The organism is Mesorhizobium sp. Cs1299R1N3, assembly GCF_037179625.1.
GTDB classification, from domain to species: domain Bacteria; phylum Pseudomonadota; class Alphaproteobacteria; order Rhizobiales; family Rhizobiaceae; genus Mesorhizobium; species Mesorhizobium salmacidum.
In genome coordinates this window covers 495,696-514,894 of record NZ_JAPYKQ010000001.1, presented here as the reverse complement: position 1 = coordinate 514,894, position 19,199 = coordinate 495,696, and the positions used below count along the sequence as shown (strand labels likewise).

The 19,199-nt window shown below is 64.4% G+C and carries 14 protein-coding genes; 9 read left to right on the top strand and 5 right to left on the bottom strand.

Annotated elements, in window-relative coordinates; all coding sequences use genetic code 11:
- Positions 1-48: 48 nt before the first annotated feature.
- The gene (locus tag O7B34_RS02385; protein ID WP_337144723.1) at positions 49-4,128 is read right to left on the bottom strand and encodes a peptidoglycan-binding protein; all 4,080 of its coding nucleotides are present in this window, start codon (positions 4,126-4,128) and stop codon (positions 49-51) included.
- A 454-nt stretch (positions 4,129-4,582) separates the two neighbouring features.
- Between O7B34_RS02385 and O7B34_RS02380 the strand changes: the two genes are divergently transcribed.
- The 6 genes from O7B34_RS02380 to O7B34_RS02355 all read left to right on the top strand — a co-directional run bounded on the left by O7B34_RS02380 (position 4,583) and on the right by O7B34_RS02355 (position 12,345).
- Entirely contained in the window at positions 4,583-5,044 is a 462-nt protein-coding gene (locus O7B34_RS02380) for a MerR family transcriptional regulator (RefSeq protein ID WP_084636389.1), read from the top strand.
- 263 nt (positions 5,045-5,307) lie between these two features.
- Positions 5,308-7,098: an acyl-CoA dehydrogenase gene (locus tag O7B34_RS02375; protein ID WP_337144722.1), complete on the top strand. Its 1,791-nt coding sequence runs from the start codon at positions 5,308-5,310 to the stop codon at positions 7,096-7,098.
- A 46-nt stretch (positions 7,099-7,144) separates the two neighbouring features.
- On the top strand, positions 7,145-8,317 hold the full coding sequence (locus tag O7B34_RS02370) for an acyl-CoA dehydrogenase family protein (protein WP_337144721.1): 1,173 nt from the start codon (positions 7,145-7,147) through the stop codon (positions 8,315-8,317).
- Between the two features lie 34 nt (positions 8,318-8,351).
- Positions 8,352-9,560, top strand: a complete 1,209-nt coding sequence (locus tag O7B34_RS02365; RefSeq protein WP_337144720.1) for an acetyl-CoA C-acetyltransferase — start codon at positions 8,352-8,354, stop codon at positions 9,558-9,560.
- A gap of 13 nt (positions 9,561-9,573) precedes the next feature.
- On the top strand, positions 9,574-11,793 hold the full coding sequence (locus tag O7B34_RS02360) for a 3-hydroxyacyl-CoA dehydrogenase NAD-binding domain-containing protein (RefSeq protein WP_337144719.1): 2,220 nt from the start codon (positions 9,574-9,576) through the stop codon (positions 11,791-11,793).
- A gap of 9 nt (positions 11,794-11,802) precedes the next feature.
- Positions 11,803-12,345: a thioesterase family protein gene (locus tag O7B34_RS02355; protein ID WP_337144718.1), complete on the top strand. Its 543-nt coding sequence runs from the start codon at positions 11,803-11,805 to the stop codon at positions 12,343-12,345.
- Between the two features lie 24 nt (positions 12,346-12,369).
- Here the strand turns inward: O7B34_RS02355 and O7B34_RS02350 are convergent, their stop codons facing one another.
- Together O7B34_RS02350 and O7B34_RS02345 are read right to left on the bottom strand one after the other, a co-directional pair.
- Positions 12,370-13,656, bottom strand: coding sequence for an ankyrin repeat domain-containing protein (locus tag O7B34_RS02350; protein WP_337144717.1), 1,287 nt, complete (start codon positions 13,654-13,656; stop codon positions 12,370-12,372).
- Positions 13,657-13,710: 54 nt separating this feature from the next.
- A complete protein-coding gene (locus O7B34_RS02345) occupies positions 13,711-14,016 on the bottom strand; it encodes a hypothetical protein (RefSeq protein WP_337144716.1) in 306 nt (101 codons plus the stop codon).
- A gap of 282 nt (positions 14,017-14,298) precedes the next feature.
- On the opposite strand from O7B34_RS02345, the gene O7B34_RS02340 reads away from it, so the two are divergent.
- Both O7B34_RS02340 and O7B34_RS02335 read left to right on the top strand, forming a co-directional pair.
- Positions 14,299-14,934: a S24 family peptidase gene (locus O7B34_RS02340; RefSeq protein ID WP_023772997.1), complete on the top strand. Its 636-nt coding sequence runs from the start codon at positions 14,299-14,301 to the stop codon at positions 14,932-14,934.
- 9 nt (positions 14,935-14,943) lie between these two features.
- A complete protein-coding gene (locus tag O7B34_RS02335) occupies positions 14,944-15,795 on the top strand; it encodes a thermonuclease family protein (RefSeq protein ID WP_442920933.1) in 852 nt (283 codons plus the stop codon).
- On the opposite strand, the gene O7B34_RS02330 is transcribed toward O7B34_RS02335, so the two are convergent.
- On the bottom strand, positions 15,761-17,407 hold the full coding sequence (locus O7B34_RS02330) for a lysine--tRNA ligase (RefSeq protein WP_337131835.1): 1,647 nt from the start codon (positions 17,405-17,407) through the stop codon (positions 15,761-15,763). The two genes, O7B34_RS02335 and O7B34_RS02330, sit on opposite strands and share 35 nt — an antisense overlap.
- Before the next feature lie 159 nt (positions 17,408-17,566).
- Here O7B34_RS02330 and O7B34_RS02325 point away from each other — a divergent pair, with 159 nt between their 5' ends.
- Positions 17,567-17,980 carry a tellurite resistance TerB family protein gene (locus O7B34_RS02325; protein WP_027141975.1) on the top strand — a complete coding sequence of 138 codons (414 nt, stop codon included), beginning with the start codon at positions 17,567-17,569 and terminating at the stop codon, positions 17,978-17,980.
- A 124-nt stretch (positions 17,981-18,104) separates the two neighbouring features.
- On the opposite strand, the gene O7B34_RS02320 is transcribed toward O7B34_RS02325, so the two are convergent.
- Positions 18,105-18,956, bottom strand: a complete 852-nt coding sequence (locus O7B34_RS02320) for a transporter substrate-binding domain-containing protein (RefSeq protein ID WP_442920932.1) — start codon at positions 18,954-18,956, stop codon at positions 18,105-18,107.
- Positions 18,957-19,199: the final 243 nt, after the last annotated feature.

The following is a 19,199-nucleotide window of genomic DNA, read 5'->3' as shown; positions in this document are numbered from 1 at the left end:
AACAGGCAAATATATGGCAAGGGCGTCGTGGAAACGACGCTTCTGCCGTTATTTGCGCGCCAGCAATGCCTTGACCAGTTTCTCGTCGACCGCGCCGGTCGCCGGCAGCTTGTTGGCGGTCTGGAAAGCGATGATCGCGTTCTTGGTCTTCCCGCCCATCACGCCGTCGGCACCGCCGGCGTCATAGCCGTTCTTGTTGAGGATGAGCTGGATGTTCTTGACCGCCTTCTTCATGTCGATGCCGGCGGTCGTCTGCGGCGTGCCTTCCTGCCAGGATTCAGGAATGTCCACCGAATTGGCCGCCGCGTTGAGCGGCTTGGCCTTCCACAATTCGGTCGCTGCGCGCGCCCGCTCGAGCTGCTCGGGCCGCAGCGCATTGGCGATCTCGTCGCGCTTGGCCGCGGCATCCTTGTCACCGGTCTTGGCGACCAGCGCGAACCATTTGTAGGATTCCTCCAGGTTCTGCTTCATGCCGACGCCCTTGGCGGCGAGGATGCCGAGATTGAACTGGCTGTCCTTGACGCCGAGGTCGGCGGCCTCCTGGAACCAGTGCGCTGCCGATTGATTGTCGGTCGCGCCATCGGCGGCCATGGCGAACAGCACCGCCAGATTGTGCATGGCGCTGGCGTTGCCCTGCGCGGCGGCGAGCTGGTACCAGGTCTTCGACTTCTTGATGTCGCGCGCGACGCCGATGCCCTTCTCGTAGAAATTGCCAATGCGGTATTCGGCCGGCGCGAAGCCGAGTTCCGCCGACTTCTCATACCATCTGGCGGCCACCGCCATGTCTTCCTTGACGCCGCGCGACTCGGCGTAGCGCGTGCCGACCTCGAACAATGCCTTGGCGTCGCCACCGGCGGCGGCGTCACGCAAAGCGGCCGGGCCGGCATCTGCCGGGATGTCGAACTTGGTCGCGGCTGTCGCCGCCTCCTTGTCCACGGGCGCAACGGTGCCAGTCGTGTCGTTGGCCGTTGCCTCGGTCGCGACTGGCGCGGCAGGGGCCGGTTGGGCATCGGCATCCGCCTGCGTACCGCCAGCGATGGCGGCCGGTGCCGGATCCGTCATGGTAGGAGCAGCGGTCATCGGGGCAACCGGCGCCGGCGCGGCCGAAGCCATCGCGTCGGGAGCGGCTGTGCTCGGGCCGGAAGCCACGGCCGGCGCAACCGGCGCCGGAGCGGGCCTGGCGGCGGATGCGGTATCCGGCATCGCGTCCGTATCGGACGGCATGGCCATGACGGTCTGAGCCGTCATGTCGTCCTTGCTTGCCGGCGCGGATTGTTCGGCCTGCCTGACGGCAGGGGCCGGCGCGATGTCTGTCGCCGCCGGCTGGACTTCGGTCTTCGGCTGGCTGGCGGCATCGACAGATGCCGTCTTCACCGGCTGCGAGGCGACGATAGGGGCCGTGTCGTTATTTGCCACCTGGGCGGGATCCGAAAGAAACGCCTTGCCGAGCTGCAGGCCGGCAAGCGCCAGCATGATCGCTGCCGCAGCCATCAGGATCGGCTTGCGCCGCGCCTTGAGCAGATCGCCTATCCTGAGCGCCTTGACCGGGCCTTTCATCGTCGACTGGCGCTTCAGGGCGTCGGCTTCGGCCGCGGCCGCCTGCGCCGCTCGCCGGGCAGCGGCGATGAAATCCGACTTCGCCGCGTCGCTGTCGCCGGGCTTTGCCGGTTGTCCGCGCTCGTCGCGCACGCGCTTCATGATGGCATTGAGGTCGGGCGCGCCGGAGCCGGGCTCCAGCGGGCGGTTGGCGACTCTCGGGTCGAGCGGCTCGTCGAGATCGACACTCGGGATATCGACGCTCGGCGCCGAGCCGGCCAGCGGCGGAACATCCGCCGCCTTCTTGCCCTTAAAGGCGCGCGCCAGCCCGCCGAACATCGACCTGCGGCCAGCAGGCTGGTCCTTTCCAGCGGTGGCGTCGGAACCGAGTGCGGCCATCGCGGCGGCGGCTGCTGCTTCCGCGGGTGAGCGCGCGCCCGGCCGGGCAGACAAGCCCGTTTCAACGTGCAGCGCCGGCTCGCCGGGCTCGGCGCGCAATATGGCCGCGGCATGCGCGTCCAGATCGGCCATGCCGGTCAGCGGCTGCGGCTCGTCCATGGTCATCGACGGCGCGTTCACGGCCATCTTGGGCCGCCGTGCGCCACGCCAGCCGCTCGGTTCGGTCGGAGCCGCGTCGAGGAGTTCGCTTACCGCTTCGGACGGGTCGCTGGTTTCCAGCGAACCCAGCCTGTCGACGATCTTGAGCAATGTATCGTGAATCGCCTCGAAGGTGCGCGAATTGCGCTCGTCGGAACGCCGCGTCAATGTCTCCAGCGTCTTCAGGTCCTGGGCGAGGCCAGATACCGCGGCTGTATTGGTGCTCGTTCCGGCCAGCGAGCGCACCGCGTTCTCAGCCGCCTCGCGTGCGGCGCCGAGGATGGAATCGCGGGTCCCGGCCAGCGCTTTTTCGATTTCGTTGAGGCGCGGGCTGATGTCCTCGAAATCCGGCAGCGGCGTGCTGGGCTTGGAAAGATGCGCCGACAGGCCGGCGACCTGCGCCTCCAGGCTGCGGATCAGCGCCGGATCGATGCCGGCGACTTGGGCCGCCGAAGCGTCCAGCCGGCTTGAAATATCCTCGAGCCGGCTTTCCAGCCCGCGGATCGCCGCCTCGCCGGCGGGATCGGGAGCGCGCGTTTCCATGCGCTTGGCCAGTGCGGTGAAGCGGGCGTCGATGGCGTCCATGATGCCGGCGCTGTCGACCTGCGCCATGCTGCGATGGTCCAGCCGGTCGGCAACCTCGTCCAGCCGGCGCTCGAGATCGCGAAACAGCATGTTGCCCTGTTCGATGGCGTCGCCCTGGCGACGCTCCATCATGCCGGACAGCACGTCGAAGCGCTGCTCAAGCCCGTGGAAGATGTAGTCGGCGTCGGGCATGGCCGGCGCCTGATCGATCTTGTCTGCGATCAGCGCGATCTGCTTGGCGAGCCGTTCCATCGCCTGCTCCGGCAGGTTGGCGCGGCCGGCGAGGTCATCGACCCGGCTCGACAGCGTGTTCAGCCGGTCGATCACGATATTGCCGGGACGGTCCTGCGCCACTTCCTCGATCTGCTGGGCGAGCGAGTCGATTCGCTTCTCGATGCGCTCGAAGGCTTCGTGGTCGATTGAATTGGCCTGTGCGGCGACTGTCGAGGCTACGATGGCGCGGGAAATCTCGTCCAGGCGCTCGTCGATCATGGCCAGCGTGCCGCCGCCGCGATTGTCCTGCTGGTTGGCGAAATGGTCGACCGCCCCAGCCAGTGTGCGGACCTTTTCCTCCAGCGAACGCAGCGACAGCGATTCCGGCAGGTTGTTGACGGCGTTGCTGATCTGCTCCAGCCGATCGGTCAGGGCCGCAAGGGCGGGATCGTCGGAGCGCTTGCGCTGGTCGGCGTCGACGCGGTCCTCGAAAGCCGTCCAGCGGCGATCGAAATCGTCCCAGCGGCGGTCGACCTTCTGCACGCTCTCCTCACGCGCCAGCGTCTCGAGCGCGGCCTTGACCTGCTCGAGCTCCAGTCGCAGCAGGTTGACGCTCCTGTCGTCACTCTTCTCCGACAGCGACTTGATGGCACCGGACAGCCGCTCGAATTCCACGCCGAGTTCGGCGCTGCCCTTGCCTGTCGCGCCGGGCTTGGCGTTCGCCTGGAAGGCGCGGTCGATGTCCTTGCGCAGCGCGTCGAATTCGCGCTGCAGGCCTGAAGTCACCTGGTGGCGCAGTTCCTCGCGCATGCCGCGCAGCTCGCCCGCGATCTTGCCGACCATCGCGACGCTGTCTTCCTGGCCGCGCACGCGGTCGATGTCGCGCGCGATTGCCTGGTAATTCTGGTCGAAGGCAGGCGAGGGCGCCGGGTTGTGCGCACGCGGTGCCGGCTGCGGATCCTCATACCAGCGCTGCTGGGCCGTCGGCTGCGCGGCGGGATAACGCGGTTCGGCGGCGGGGTAACGCGGGTCGGCGCCATATTGGCGAGGAACGGGCCGTGCCGTTGCGTCCTCACGCGTCTGCCCCAGGCGCTGTTCCAGGGTCTCCAGCGAGCGGTTCAGCTGCTCGAGCGTTGTCCGCGGCTTGCGCTGCCTGCCGGCATTGAGTGTATCGAGGTAGGACCGCTTGCTGTTCATCGGTGCGTCCGTCTTTCAGATTGGCCGGCTTGCGACCAGCTCCCCAAGTCCCTGCCGGAACGAGGCGACCGCGCTTCCATGCCACGGTGGAAGACAAGCTTCCCGGGTTTCACCCGCGCTCCGAAAAACCGTGAAAATTCGATACAGGATAACCACGGATAGCCGACACGCGCACATTTCGCCCAACGTGGTAAACAACGCGTTAACCAAGCTTAAGAAGTTGCAAGGAAGTTGGCTGTCGCGATTTCCGGTGCGGCATAAAGCACCGTTCTCAGAACGCCCTTGCGTCATGAGGCGGCTATCGGTATAGAATTGACGTAAACGTAAATGGCGCATCAACTGTGCTGTTTTGCGATTTGTTTGTTGAAACCACGGCTGGAAGCACGCCCCCGCTTCCAGTCAGGCGACGCATGGTCCGGGACCGCGACGCCACCAGACGGGGAAGCCAGTGACCATGAAACTTATCTCGGCCGGCGAGACCGCGGCCAATACCAATAATGCATCCGTCGAAGTCGGCGAGGATCTCTCCCGCATCGGCGAAATGGCCAAAAAGTACGGCGTGACGCTGCGCACGCTGCGCTTCTACGAAGACAAAGGCCTGCTCCACCCGCAGCGCGACGGTTCGACCCGTCTCTATACGCGCCGCGACAAGGCCAGGCTGAAGCTGATCCTGCTCGGCCGCAAGGTTGGGTTCTCGCTGCGCGACGTCAAGCAGATGATGGACCTCTACGATCCGAAAGGTTCCAACACCAAGCAGTTGCGGCTGGCGCTGGACAAGTCGGAGAAGCAGCTCGCTCGCCTGCAGAAGCAGCGGGCACTGATCGACGACGCCATCAATGAGCTCGGCGGCTCAATGTCGGCGGTGCGCCAGATGTTGGCCGAGCGTTCGACGCCGCAGGCGAGCGTCGCGAGCTAAGCCACTCTCCGACACTGTCGGACCTTCACCATCAAAGCCGCGTGGCCATGCCGCGCGGCTTTTCGCTGTCATGGCCTGCTGTTTCGCGCTGGCTTGCGCAATGCCGCAACGCTAGGCTCCGCGCGCGTGGCGGCGGAATCTTGTCGCATCGAAAATATTGACGTTTACGCAAACGTCAATATTTGCTATTGCCACTTCGACATTGGCCCGCTTGCCGCGCACGGCTTGATTTCAGGGCCTTTATCCGCATGGTGGAGGAAAGCATGCCGATCTACAGGGCCCCGGTCCAGGACACGCTGTTCGTGCTCAACGAAGTGCTGGGCTATCGGCGCTATTCGAACCTTCCCGGATTTGCCGACGCAACGCCCGACGTGCTGGAGGCAATTCTCGCCGAAGGGGCCAAGCTCGCCGAGAACGTCATGCATCCGCTCAACCGTGTCGGCGACATGGAAGGCTGCGTGCGCCACGACGACGGCTCGGTGACCACGCCCAAGGGCTTCAAGGAAGCGTTCTACCAGTATCGCGAAGGTGGCTGGATGGGTCTGGCGGCTCCGGTCGAGTTCGGCGGCCAGGGCCTGCCTTATGCCGTGCACACGGCGGTGGCCGAATACATGGTGTCGGCCAACATGTCGCTGATGATGTATCCCGGGCTTACCCAGGGTGCGATCGCGGCCATCATCACCCACGGCACCGACGAGCAGAAGGCGACCTGGCTGCCCAGGATGGTCGAGGGCACCTGGACCGGCACCATGAACCTGACCGAGCCGCATTGCGGCACTGATCTCGGCCTGCTGCGCACCAAGGCGGTGCCGAACGGCGATGGCACCTACAAGATTTCGGGCCAGAAGATTTTCATCTCGGCCGGTGAGCATGACATGTCGGACAACATCGTCCATCTGGTGCTGGCCCGTATCGAAGGTGCCCCGGAAGGCGTCAAGGGCATCTCGCTGTTCATCGTGCCGAAGCTCAAGCTCGACGCGTCGGGCAATCCGGGGACAAGGAACACCGTTTCCTGCGGTTCCATCGAGGAGAAGATGGGCATCCACGGCAATTCGACCTGCGTCATGAACTATGACGAGGCTGAAGGCACGCTGCTGGGCGAGGCCAATGGCGGCCTCAAGGCGATGTTCACGATGATGAACGAGGCGCGGCTCGGCGTCGGCCTGCAGGGCCTGTCGCTGTCGGAGATCGCCTACCAGAACGCCGTCGCCTACGCCAAGGACCGTTTGCAGGGCCGCTCGCTGTCGGGCCCTAAGGCGCCGGAGAAGAAGGCCGACCCGATCATCGTCCATCCCGACATCCGCCGCTCGCTGATGACCATGAAGGCTTTCAACGAGGCCGGCCGCGCGCTGGCGCTGTGGACGGCGATCAAGTCCGACATCGCGCACCGCTCCGCCGACGACAAGGACCGCCAGGCGGCCGACGACTACACCGGCCTGATGACGCCGGTGGTCAAGGGCGTGCTGACCGACAAGGGGTTCGACCACGCCGTGATGGCGCAGCAGGTGTTCGGCGGCCATGGCTACATCGAAGAGCACGGCATGAGCCAGTTCGTGCGCGATGCCCGCATTGCCATGATCTATGAGGGCGCCAACGGCATCCAGGCGCTCGACCTCGTCGGCCGCAAGCTCGGCTTGAACGGCGGCCGTGCCATACAGGCCTTCTTCAAGGAGGTCGGCGAATTCTGCGAGGAAAACCGCGCGGACGAAAAGATGGCGCCGTTCACCAAGGGTCTGAAGAAGGGCCTCAACGATTTGCAGGCGGCGACCATGTGGCTGCTGCAGAACGGCATGGCCAAGCCCGACAATGCCGGTGCGGCCTCGACCGACTACATGCATCTCTTCGGCCTCGTGGCGCTGGGCTACATGTGGGCGCAAATGGCCAAGGCGGCGCAGGGCAAGACCGGCGCCAACGGTTCCCAATCCTTTTATGACAACAAGGTCGTGACGGGGCGCTTCTTCATGGAACGGATCATGCCGGAAACCTCGGCGCACCTCGCCCGGATTTCAAGCGGCGCCGATACGCTGATGGCCCTGCCGGCGGAAGCGTTCTAAACTCGGTCTCGCTAGCCTTTCTGTCTGTCGATACGCGGAGGAAATCGTGGCGACAAATCCCGCCGAAGTGCTCTCTTTGCCGAAGCCAGCCTGGGCGGCCGACGAGGTCGGCATGCTCTACGACATGGCTATCCGTTTCATGTCGGAGGAGATCGCACCGCGCTACGACGAGTTCGAGAAGAACGAGATGGTCGACCGCGAAAGCTGGCTGAAGGCAGGTTCCGCCGGCCTGCTCTGCGCGTCCATGCCGGAGGAATATGGCGGCTCGGGCGGCACCTTCGCGCATGAGAGCGCCATCATCGAGGCGATCGGCCATGTCGGCGTCGATGGTTTCGGCATCGGCCTGCACAATTCGATCGTCGCCCCTTACATCCTCCATTACGGTTCGGAGGAGCAGAAGAAGAAATGGCTGCCCAAGCTCGCCACCGGCGAACTGATCGGCGCCATTGCCATGACCGAGCCTGGCGCTGGTTCCGACCTGCAGGGTGTCAAGACCCGTGCCGAGAAGGACGGCAACCAATACAAGATCAACGGCTCCAAGACCTTCATCACCAACGGCCAGCTGGCGAACTTCATCATCGTCGTCACCAAGACCGATCCGGAGAAGGGCGCCAAGGGCACCTCGCTGATCGTTATCGAGACCGATGAAGTCGAGGGATTCGAACGCGGCCGCAACCTCGACAAGATCGGGCTGAAGGCCAACGACACATCGGAGCTGTTCTTCAACGACGTGCGTGTGCCGACCTCCAACCTGCTCGGCCATGAAGAGGGACAGGGCTTCGTCCAGCTGATGCAGCAATTGCCGCAGGAGCGGCTGCAGATCGGCACCGGGGCGATCGCCATGATCGAGCGGGCGCTGGCGCTGACCATCGACTACGTCAAGGAGCGCAAGGCTTTCGGCAAGGCGATCATCGACTTCCAGAACACCCAGTTCAAGCTGGCTGAATTGAAGACAGAGGCCACCATCGGCCGCGTGTTCTACAATGACTGCGTCACTCGCCACATCAATGGCGGGCTGGATCCGGTAACGGCCTCGATGGCCAAGTACTGGCTCTCCGACCTGCAGGGCAAAGTCGTCGATGAATGCCTTCAATTGCACGGCGGCTATGGCTACATGAATGAATATCCGATCGCCCGCATGTTCCGCGACGCCCGCGTCCAGCGCATCTACGGCGGCACCAACGAGATCATGAAATTGCTGATCGGACGCTCGCTCTGAGCAGCTCTCTTCAGCGAACCCAAGGAGCATGAAAATGGCCGAAGCTTATGTCTATGACGCCGTTCGCACGCCGCGCGGCAAGGGCAAGAAGGACGGATCGCTGCACGAGGTGCCGGCGGTGCGGCTCGCCGCCAGGACGCTCGAAGCACTGCGCGACCGCAACGGACTGGACACCGGCACGGTCGACGACATCATCTTCGGCTGCGTCGACCCGGTCGGCGAGGCGGGCTCCGTCATTCCGCGTGCCGCCGCTTTCGAGGCCGGCTACGACACCAAGGCACCCGGCATGCAGATCTCGCGCTTCTGCGCCTCCGGATTGGACGCCATCAATTTCGGCGCCGCCAAGATCGCGCAGGGCGCCGATGAAATCGTCGTCGCCGGCGGCGTCGAATCGATGTCGCGCGTCGGCATGGGCATGTCCGGCGGCGCCTGGTTCATGGATCCTTCGGTCGGCCTGCCCGGCTGGTTCGTGCCGCAAGGCATTTCGGCCGACCTGATAGCCACCAAATACGGCTTCTCGCGCGACGACGTCGACGCCTACGCGGTCGAGAGCCAGAAGCGCGCCGCAAGATCCTGGGCCGATGGCCGCTTCAAGAACTCGGTCATCCCGATCAAGGACCAGAATGGTCTCACCATTCTCGACCATGACGAGCATATGCGGCCGTCGACCGACATGCAGTCGCTCGCCTCGCTCAACCCGTCCTTTGTCATGCCCGGCGAAATGGGCGGCTTCGACGCGGTGGCGGTGCAGAAGCATCCGGAGGTCGAGGAGGTCAATCACGTCCATCACGCCGGCAACTCGTCCGGCATTGTCGATGGCGCGGCGGCCGTGCTGCTTGGCTCGAAGAAGGCCGGTAAGGCGATGGGCCTCAAGCCCCGCGCCCGCATCCGCACCTTCGCCAACATCGGCTCCGAGCCGGTGCTGATGCTGACCGGCCCGGTCGACGTCACCGAGAAACTGTTGAAGCGCGCCAAGATGAAGCTGTCGGACATCGACCTGTTCGAGCTCAACGAGGCCTTCGCCTCGGTGGTGCTGCGCTACATGCAGGCTTTCGAGATCCCGCACGACAAGATCAACGTCAATGGCGGCGCCATCGCCATGGGCCATCCGCTCGGGGCCACCGGCGCGATGATCTTCGGCACGGTGCTGGACGAACTCGAGCGCCGCGACTTGAACACCGCGCTGGTGACACTGTGCATCGGTGCCGGCATGGGTACCGCAACCATCATCGAACGCGTCTGACGGGGAGAGAACGATGAGCTACACCAATTTCACCCTCGACATCGACGCCGATGGCATCGCGCTGGTCACCTGGAACAGCCCGGACCGCTCGATGAACGTCTTCACCGAAGAGGTGATGCGCGAGTTGAACGCCATCGTGGACAAGGTGGCCGGCGATGCCGCCATCAAAGGCGCGGTGATCACCTCCGGCAAGGACACTTTTTCCGGTGGCGCCGACATCACCTTGCTGCAGAGGATGCTGACCAACTTCGCCACGGACAAGGTCAGGGATGTCGAAAAGGCGACCAGGGCGCTGTTCGACAATGCCGGCATCATGACCGGCCTGTTCCGCAAGCTGGAAACCTGCGGCAAGCCATGGGTCTCGGCGATCAACGGCACCTGCATGGGCGGCGCCTTCGAAATGTCGCTCGCCTGCCATGGCCGCGTCGCCGCGGACTCCGACAAGGTGAAGATGGCGCTCCCCGAGGTCAAGATCGGCATCTTTCCCGGTGCCGGCGGCACCCAGCGCGTGCCGCGGCTGACCGACCAGCAACAGGCGTTGCAGATGCTGACCTCCGGCCAGACCCTGTCGCCGCAGAAGGCGAAGGCGATGGGCCTGATCCATGAGATCGCCGAACCGGCGAAGCTGGTCGAGACCGCGAAGGCGATGATCAGGAACGGCCTCAAGCCGGTGGCGCCGTGGGACGAGAAGGGTTTCAAGCTGCCCGGCGGGCCGATCTATTCGGCGGCCGGCGCCAATCTGTGGCCGCCGGCCATCGCCATCCTGCGCCGCGAGACCCATGGCAATTACCCGGCCGCCGCTGCGATCCTGAAATGCGTCTATGAGGGCCTGCTGGTGCCCTTCGACACCGCGCTCAGGATCGAGCAGCGCTATTTCACCGAGATCATGCAGAGCAAGGAAGCGGCGGCGATGATCCGCTCGCTGTTCGTGTCGCTGCAGGAGCTGAACAAGGGCGCGCGCCGCCCGGCCGGCGTGCCGGATACCAAGTTCAAGAAGATCGGCATCCTCGGCGCCGGCTTCATGGGCGCGGGCATCGCCTATGTCACCGCCAAGGCCGGCATTCCGGTGGTGCTGCTCGACCGGGATATGGAGGCGGCCGCAAAGGGCAAGGCGCATTCCGACAGCCTGATCTCGGATCAGGTCAAGAAGGGCCGCGCCAAGCCCGAGGAGAAGGACAAGCTCCTGTCGCTGATCACGCCGACGGCGGACTATGCCGACCTCGCCGGCTGCGATCTCGTGGTGGAAGCCGTGTTCGAGGATTCCGCCGTCAAGAAGAACGCCACCGAACAGGCGGAGGCCGTGCTGAAGGCGTCGGCGATCTTTGCCTCCAACACCTCGACCATTCCGATCACCGGCCTGGCCAAGAATTCGGCGCGGCCGAAGAATTTCATCGGCATCCACTTCTTCTCACCGGTCGACAAGATGATGCTGGTCGAGATCATCCTCGGCAAGAAGACCGGCGACAAGGCGCTGGCGACCGCGATCGACTTCGTGCGCGCCATCAAGAAGACGCCGATCGTCGTCAACGACACGCGCGGCTTCTATGTCAACCGCTGCGTGCTGCGCTACATGTGGGAAGCCTACAAGATGCTAATCGAAGGTGTGCCCGCGCCGATGATCGAGAATGCGGCGAAGGCCGCCGGCATGCCGGTCGGTCCCTTGGCGCTGACCGACGAGACGGCCATCGACCTCGCCCAGAAGATCATGAAGCAGACCATCAGGGATCTCGGCGACAAGGCCGTCGACCCCAGGCAGATGGCGCTGATCAACATCATGGTCGACGACCACGGCCGCTTCGGCCGTAAGAACGGCAAGGGTTTTTACGACTATCCGGCCAAGCCCGCGAAGAAGAAGCTGTGGCCGGGGTTGAAGGACCTCTATCCGCAGCTCGCGGCCGAGAAGGTCGACTATGAGGAGCTGCAGCAGCGCCTGCTGGTCACCATCGCGCTCGAAGCGGCACGCGTGATGGAAGAGGGTATCGTCACCGACCCGCGCGAGGCCGATGTCGGGTCGATCCTGGCCTTCGGCTTCGCGCCCTATACCGGTGGCGCGCTGTCCTACATTGACGGGATCGGCACCAAGCAATTCGTCAAGATCGCCAAGGGCCTGCAGAAGAAGTATGGCGCCGAGTTCAAGGCGCCCAAGCTGCTGATCGACATGGCCGAGAAAGGTGAGACCTTCTACGAACGCTTCAATCCCCATGCCAAGGGCGATGTGAAGCAGGCAGCCTGACACAGCGTCATGTACGTCTGGGCGCGCATGGCGCGCATGCTGGCCACGGCGCGCAGGCGTGGTCCCTATCTGATGGGCGGCGAAGGCCGGCTGGCCTTTCGCTGCCTGCAGACCGACATCGACTTCAACATCCATCTCAACAATGCGCGCTACATGATGCTGGCCGACCTTGGCCGCATCGACCTGTTCGTCCGCGCCGGCCTCATCACGCTGGCCAGGAAGAATGGCTGGGCGCCGATGATGGGCGGGCTGCAGGCCGTCTACGCCCGCGAGATCCGGCTGTGGCGCCGCTTCGAAGTGGTGTCCTCGATCGAGACCTGGGAAGGCACCCAGGTCATCGGCAAGCACCGCTTCGTCCTCGACAATGGCGAGACCGCCGCCCTGATCCTGACGACGGCCGGCGTCTATGACCGCAAGGCGCGCCGCTTCCTCGACATTGACGAGGTTGTCGCCGCACTTGGCCGTGCGGTGAACCCGCGGCCACCGACAGAGGCGGAACGGATTTTCATGACGTCGCACCAGGGACTGCGCGGCCTGGCCAAACGGACCTGATCGCGCTCCGAAGTCCGGTATTCGTCACGCCGCCGCACTGAACAGGAAATCTGTCACCTCGTCCGAAAAGACCATCGTACGATCCTCGAAGACGACATTCCGCGTGCCATTCGGGTCCGGCCGTCCGCTCGGCATCCCATGCGCCACGAGCGCCTCGGCGCAACCAAGCCAGTCGCCGTTCGCCTCCGGTTCATTGACCGAACCCCATCCGAGCGTTCCGCGCACGTCGCCGCCGAAACCATGCTGTTCGTTCCAGTTGGCGCCGTTTTCGAGCAGGAAGCGGGTGAGATCGGCGTGGCCGCGAAACACGGCGTGGTTCAGCGCGGAGGCATCCCAATCGCCGCCGCGCACGGCGATCGGCCAACCCAGATCGACCATGGCTCTCACCGCCTCGGTGCAGCCTTGCGCGGCAAGCTCCGGCAGCAGGCGCAACTGCGTGTCCGACAGCGAGTGGGGCAAGTCCGGGTGCTGGGCCTTTATCCGCCGAGCCGTCGCCTCGTCGCCCACGGCACACGCGGCGATGAACTGCTCGTCATCGGGAAGCGGTCCATTGTCTGCCCATCGCCGCAGCAGCGCGGCGACATCGGTCAGCCCAAAATGCAGGGCGACCAGATAGGCACTCGCCCCGTCGGGCGTGCGAACCGCAGCATCGGCACCGGCGGCAAGCAGCGCTTCGATGTGGGCGGCAGAGCGCCGCCGCCGGAGCGCCCACAAAAGCGGCCTGCCCCAGTCGGATGTCGGCTGGCTTGTGGCGCCTTCGTTCGGATTGGCATCGGGTGCCGCGAGCAGGAGGCGCAGCGCCTCGATGCTGTCGAGGTCAAGAACGCGATAGAGCGCATTGGAGCCGGTGACGCGCGCGCCCGCGGCAAGCAGCAGCCGGGTGCAGTCCGGATTTTCGAGCGAGTGATAAAGCGACTCGCCGTCGTTCGGATTGGCGCCGGCGTCGAGCAGCAGCTTTGTCAGCACGGGATCGTAGTTCTGGCCGGCAGCGCCGTAGAGCGCGGACAGCGGGAACTGTTCCGAGGGCTTTTCCACGGACGCCGGCGGCCAACGGCTGCCGACGGCCTGGTCTGGTTCGGCACCTGCTTCGAGCAGCAGCTCGGCACAGGCATGAAGCGGTTCGCGAAAGCGTGGCAGCCGGAGAAGACTGGAATGCGCCACCGCCACCAGCGGCGGCAATTTGAGCGGACCGCCCGGGCGATTGATCCATCCTGTGTCCCGCTCCGTGAAGCCGCGCAGGATGGCTTCATTGCCAACAGCGCAGGCGAGATAAGGATCGCCTGCAATGAGATCCGGATGCTCCTCGACCATCCGCGCGGCGGCGGCCGGGCTTGCCCGGTTCGTACCGCCGCTGATGTCGCCGGCTTAGACGAGGCCCACCCAATTGCGGATCGAGCCGGCACGGTCGGTTCGGTAAGCGCGCTGCGCCGCGACGAAGCTGCTCATGTCCGACCAGGACGGGAACCCATAGTCCCGCGCAAGGCAGGACTGGGCATCATGAAGACGCAAGGCGAGGCTCTTGATCGCCTGGTCGGACTTGCCCATGGCTGCCGGCAGGACATTTCGAAGGCGCTCGAGCGCATCCGGATCGCCGCGTTTGTAGTCCGCGAGCAATTCCTTTGCTTGCTTCTTCAACAGATCGAGATTGGGCCGGTTGGGGAGCTGTTTCATAAAAACCTCCGTGCGTGAAGTGCCGAAGGTCCGCAAATCGGCAGCACAAAGGTTTGGCTACAAGCTCATCAAGACAAGTGGGTTCAACCCTTCCCGCGGACCCGGATACGGCTTGCACCGCAGGCTGAACATAGGGCTATCCTCCCGCGGCGGTCAATAAGGAGACGACCTTTGTCACGAGCGGCCGCACTGCCGGCGATCCGTCATCGAAACGGTGGACAACCAACTGGTCGCGGGTTAGACAGGCAAGGCATTTTTTCCTGTTTCGAAGGAGAGCACGTCATGCTCTCGCACGACCGCGTCTGGGCTGCCATCGATGCTCTTGCCGAGCGCTATTCGCTTTCGGCTTCGGGTCTGGCAAGGCGCGCGGGACTTGATTCGACCGCCTTCAACAAATCGAAACGCCTCTCGTCCGACGGGCGGCCGCGCTGGCCTTCGACCGAATCGCTGGCCAAGATCATCGAGGCCACGGGCGCTTCGCTGGACGAATTCACGGGACTGATCGAAGGCCGGGGCGCATCGCCCGCCAGCCGGCGCGCCGTGCCGTTGCTCGGCTTTGCCCAGGCAGGCGCCGGCGGCTTCTTCGACGATGCCGGCTTTCCCGCTGGGCAGGGCTGGGATCTCGTCGAATTGCCTGCGCAATCGACCGAGAGTTCCTATGCGCTACAGGTGCAGGGGGATTCCATGCTGCCGCTCTACCGCAACGGCGACGTGCTCATCGTCGAGCCGGGCGCCGCCACCCGCAAGGGCGATCGCGTCGTCGTCAAGACCACATCAGGCGAGGTGATGGCCAAGGTGCTCGAACGCCAGACCGTCAAGTCGATCGCGCTGGTCTCGCTCAATCCGGAGCATCCGGATCGCGACATCCCCATGCGCGAGGTCGAATGGGTGGCGCGGATCGTCTGGGCAAGCCAATAGGTGCAGCGGGTGCGACTTTCTCATCTCGTCCTGGCGGTTCTGATGCTTCCGGTGATGGCGGCGCTGGTCGTTGCCGGAGGACGCACGCTGAAAGGCAGCGCAAGCACTGTTGCGGTGGATCAGATCGATCCCGGCGCCGATACGATCCCGCGGGCTGACACCGGGACGCTACCAGAAGAACCAGCCACCTCAGCCATACCTGCTCCGCAGCCGCCAAAATCGGCGGCGCATTCGCGGGCGATCGATCCGCAGGTCGTCGCGCCGCCGGAACTGCCCGCCGGAGAGCTCGAGCGGGTCGAGCCGCGCGAGCCGTTGAGCAAGCTGGCGCTCGCCGTGCCGCCCAAGCCGAAGATGCCCGGCGACTGGAACGGCACAAAGCTGTTCCAGCCGGTCGCCCCGGCCGCCGGCCTGATCGAGGCGAAAGGCTATTCGATCGCCGTTTCCGGCATCGATGTCGTCGGGCAGGACGAGATCTGCACCACCGATGGCAAATCCTGGCCGTGCGGTGTCCGTGCCCGCACGGCGTTCCGCGCCTTCCTGCGCGGTCGCGCCGTGGTCTGCACGGTGCCGCCGGAAGGTGGTCGCGACCGGATCGCGGCGGGGTGCCGGATCGGCAAGCAGGATGTCGGTCAATGGCTGGTCGAAAACGGCTGGGGGCGCGCTGCCAAGGGCGGGCCCTATGTGGAAGCGGGTGACAAAGCACAAAGCGCGAAGAAGGGCATTTTCGGATCGGCCCCGAACCTTGCCGGCATCTCGGCGGCGCCGGCCGCACCCGCCCCGGCGCCTCAGGCGCCGGGCTCGATCCTGGAAGAGGACGGCGGCGTCCTCAAGCCAGCTGACCAGCCAACGCCTTCTGAATGAGCGAGCGGGTCTCGGTGACGCCGTAGAGGGCGGCGAAGGATCCGAAGCGTGGGCCGCGTTCCTGGCCGATCAGCACCTGATAGATCATCTGGAAGAAGGCGCCTGAAACGCCGGGTCCGCCTTCCGGGCTCTGCTTGGAATGGTCCTGGTAGCGTTCGATCTTGCGCGCCACGTTGAGCGAAGCGTTCTGGATCGCCTCGCCGCTGGCGCCCGCCGGCAAGTCGCCAAGCGCCTTTTCGAGAGCCAGCAGCGCTTCGCGCTCGACCTCGTCGGCCGGTCGAAAGGTCTTCGTCGGCTTCACGAAATCGTCGAAATAGCGGATCGCATAGCCCGTCAGCCGGTCGAGCTCGGGATGGGTGGCAGGCGTCACGCCCTGCACGTGGCGCGAGATGAAGCCCCACAGCACGTCCTTGTTCTGCGCATTGGAGGCGCTGACCAGGTTGAGCAGCAACGAGAACGGCACCGGCATGTCGATGGCGGGCGGATTGCCGTCATGCATATGCCAGACCGGGTTGCCCAAGCGCTCCTTCCAGTCCTGACGCGGGTATGCGGCGAGGAAGGTGTAATATTCGTCCACCGCCCGCGGGATGACGTCGAAATAGAGCTTCTTGGCCTGCCGCGGCCGCTGGTACATGTAGAGCCCCAGGCTCTCGGTCGGCGCATAGGTCAGCCATTCGTCGATGGTCAGGCCATTGCCCTTCGACTTGGAGATCTTCTGGCCGTTCTCGTCGAGGAACAGCTCGTAGACGAAATGCTCCGGCGCCCGCCCGCCCAGGATGTTGCAGATGCGGTCATAGACCACCGCATTGGTCTGGTGATCCTTGCCGAACATCTCGAAGTCGACGCCGAGTGCCGCCCAGCGCATGCCGAAATCCGGCTTCCACTGCAGCTTCACCCTGCCGCCGGTGACCGGCAGCGTGGTTTCGGTGCCTTCATCGTCGAAGGTGATGGTGCCGGCCTTGGCGTCCACATGCTTCATGGGAACGTAAAGCACGCGCCCGCTCTTCGGCGAGATCGGCAGGAAGGGGCTGTAGGTCGCCTGCCGCTCCGGCCCGAGCGTCGGCAGCATGACCGCCATGATCTGGTCGTAGCGTTCGGCGGCGCGCAACAGCATCGCATCGAAACGGCCGGCCTTGTAGTACTGCGTCGCGCTGGCGAATTCATAGTCGAAGCCGAACGTGTCGAGGAAGCGGCAGAGCATCGCATTGTTGTGGTCGGCGAAGCTCGCATAGTCGCCGTCAAACGGATTGGGCACCGACGACAGCGGCTTGTGCAGATACGGCTCGAGCGCTGCCCGATCCGGCACGCTGTCGGGTATCTTGCGCATGCCGTCCATGTCGTCCGAAAAACACAGCAGCTTGGTCGCGACCTTGTCCTGCGTCAGCACGCGGAACGCATGACGCACCATTGATGTGCGCGCCACTTCGCCGAACGTGCCGATATGCGGCAGGCCCGACGGTCCATAGCCGGTTTCGAACAGGATCGATTCTGGAAAATTGGCGCCCTTGTAGCGTTCGATGATCTTTTTGGCTTCCTCGAACGGCCATGCCTTGCTCTCGACCGCGGCCGTCAGCAGTTCGGGATTGAGATCGATGATGTTTGATCCCGCCATGGTCCTGTTTTCCAAAATTATTCGCCGCTCTGGCTGCAAGTGTCGATTTTCAACCGGTCTCTAGGCGCGCGTGGCCGGAGCGTCAACGCGTGGGGCGCTTTTTCCTTGCGGCCTCGGGCTCACCTTCCTACCTTCGAAGCCCGTTCAAGGAGCAAAAGAATGCCGTCGCCCACCCCGCACGAAGCCCTGATCTATCTGATGGTCATCACTTCGGCCTCCGACCGGGACATGACCGACGTCGAACTGGCCAGGATCGGCGATGTCGTCCGCTCGTGGCCGGTGTTCGAGGATTTCAGGCAGGACCGGCTGGTTGCCGTGGCCCAGGCCTGCCAGAAGATGCTGCATGAGAAGGATGGGCTGGAAGGTGTCCTGACCCAGGTTGCGGAGGCGCTGCCGGAGCGGTTGCGCGACACTGCCTACGCAGCCGCCTTCGAGGTCGCCGCTGTCGATCTGGAGATGCGGCTGGAAGAGGTGCGCGTGCTGCAGCTGATCCGCCGTCAGCTCGATCTCGACACGCTGACCGTCGCGGCGATCGGCCGTGCGGCGAAGGCAAGGCTTCGCACGCTCACCTGACATCGGCCTCAACGAGGGCTGTTGGGGTTCAGGTCACCTGAATATCGGCTGTGCTTAGAAGAAACCGGACCGGATCAGAAGAAACTGACCGGACCGGATCAGAAAAAACTGACCGGGAACCGGATCAGAAAAAACTGACCGGGAAATAGCGCAGATAGAATTCGGCGAAGGTGCCTTTCATCGAAATCTCCTGTAGCGCGTAGTCGAGCGCCGCGGCCAGTGCCGGATTGTCCGCTCGCGTGGCGATGGCCATGCCGGTGCCCAGATATTCGGGGGCCAGGTAGGGGCCGCCGGCAAAGCGGCAGCAGCCGGCGGCATCGGAGCCGCCCAGCCAGAAGGCGAATCGCATGCCGTCGCCGAAGGCGGCGTCGATCTTGCCGGCCTTGAGGTCGCCGTAGAGGGCTTCCGGTCTGTCGAAGGGGACGATCTGGACCGTGCCGAAATAGTCGCGCAGCATGCGTTCATGCGCCGAACCTGATATCACGCCGACGCGCTTGCCGTGCAATTTGTCGAAGATCGGTTCCGCCAGCGCCTTGTTTTTCGGCATGATGAAGCGCGCCGGGAATTGCAGGTAGGCGCGCGAGAAGGCGTATGTCTGTCGCGACTGCGGCGTTGCGGCAATGCCGGCGATGATCGCTTCCCCTTCGCCTTTCTCGAGCGCGCCTTGAAGCTCCGCCCAGGGCAGCGCCTGGATCTGGCACTTGTCGACGATATCGAGTTCCGCGCAGATGGCGCGCGCCAAGTCGATATGGAAACCGGACAGCTTTCCCGAACCGTCGAGGAAATTGAAAGGTGGAAAATCCGTGGTCGTCAGGAACCGCAGCCGCGGCAGTGCCGAAAGGTCTGGCTTGGGCAGCCGCTCCTTGGCGTCCCATAGCACCGGTACCTGCGGCTCCGCCGCGCGCGCTCCGGGAACCAAAACCAGTGCCGCGATGAGCGCCGCTGCCAGGACCTGGAACCTCCATTGGAACGCCACGATAGAACTCCCCGCACCGTGCTCGTGCCGGTTTTGGTATGAAAATGGTACAGGCACAATGCTTTTTGATTTCAACGCTTCGATTTCGGGATATGATTTGGTGGGTTTGCAAACAGCGGTGGCTGCCCTGGTGGGGGTACCAGGGTCGAGAACCACAACCGGAAGCGGGCGCTTTGCAATTCCTGGTCGGTGGCGAAGTGCCGGCATGGCGTGGACCATGGACTTCAATGCATAAGGCAACAT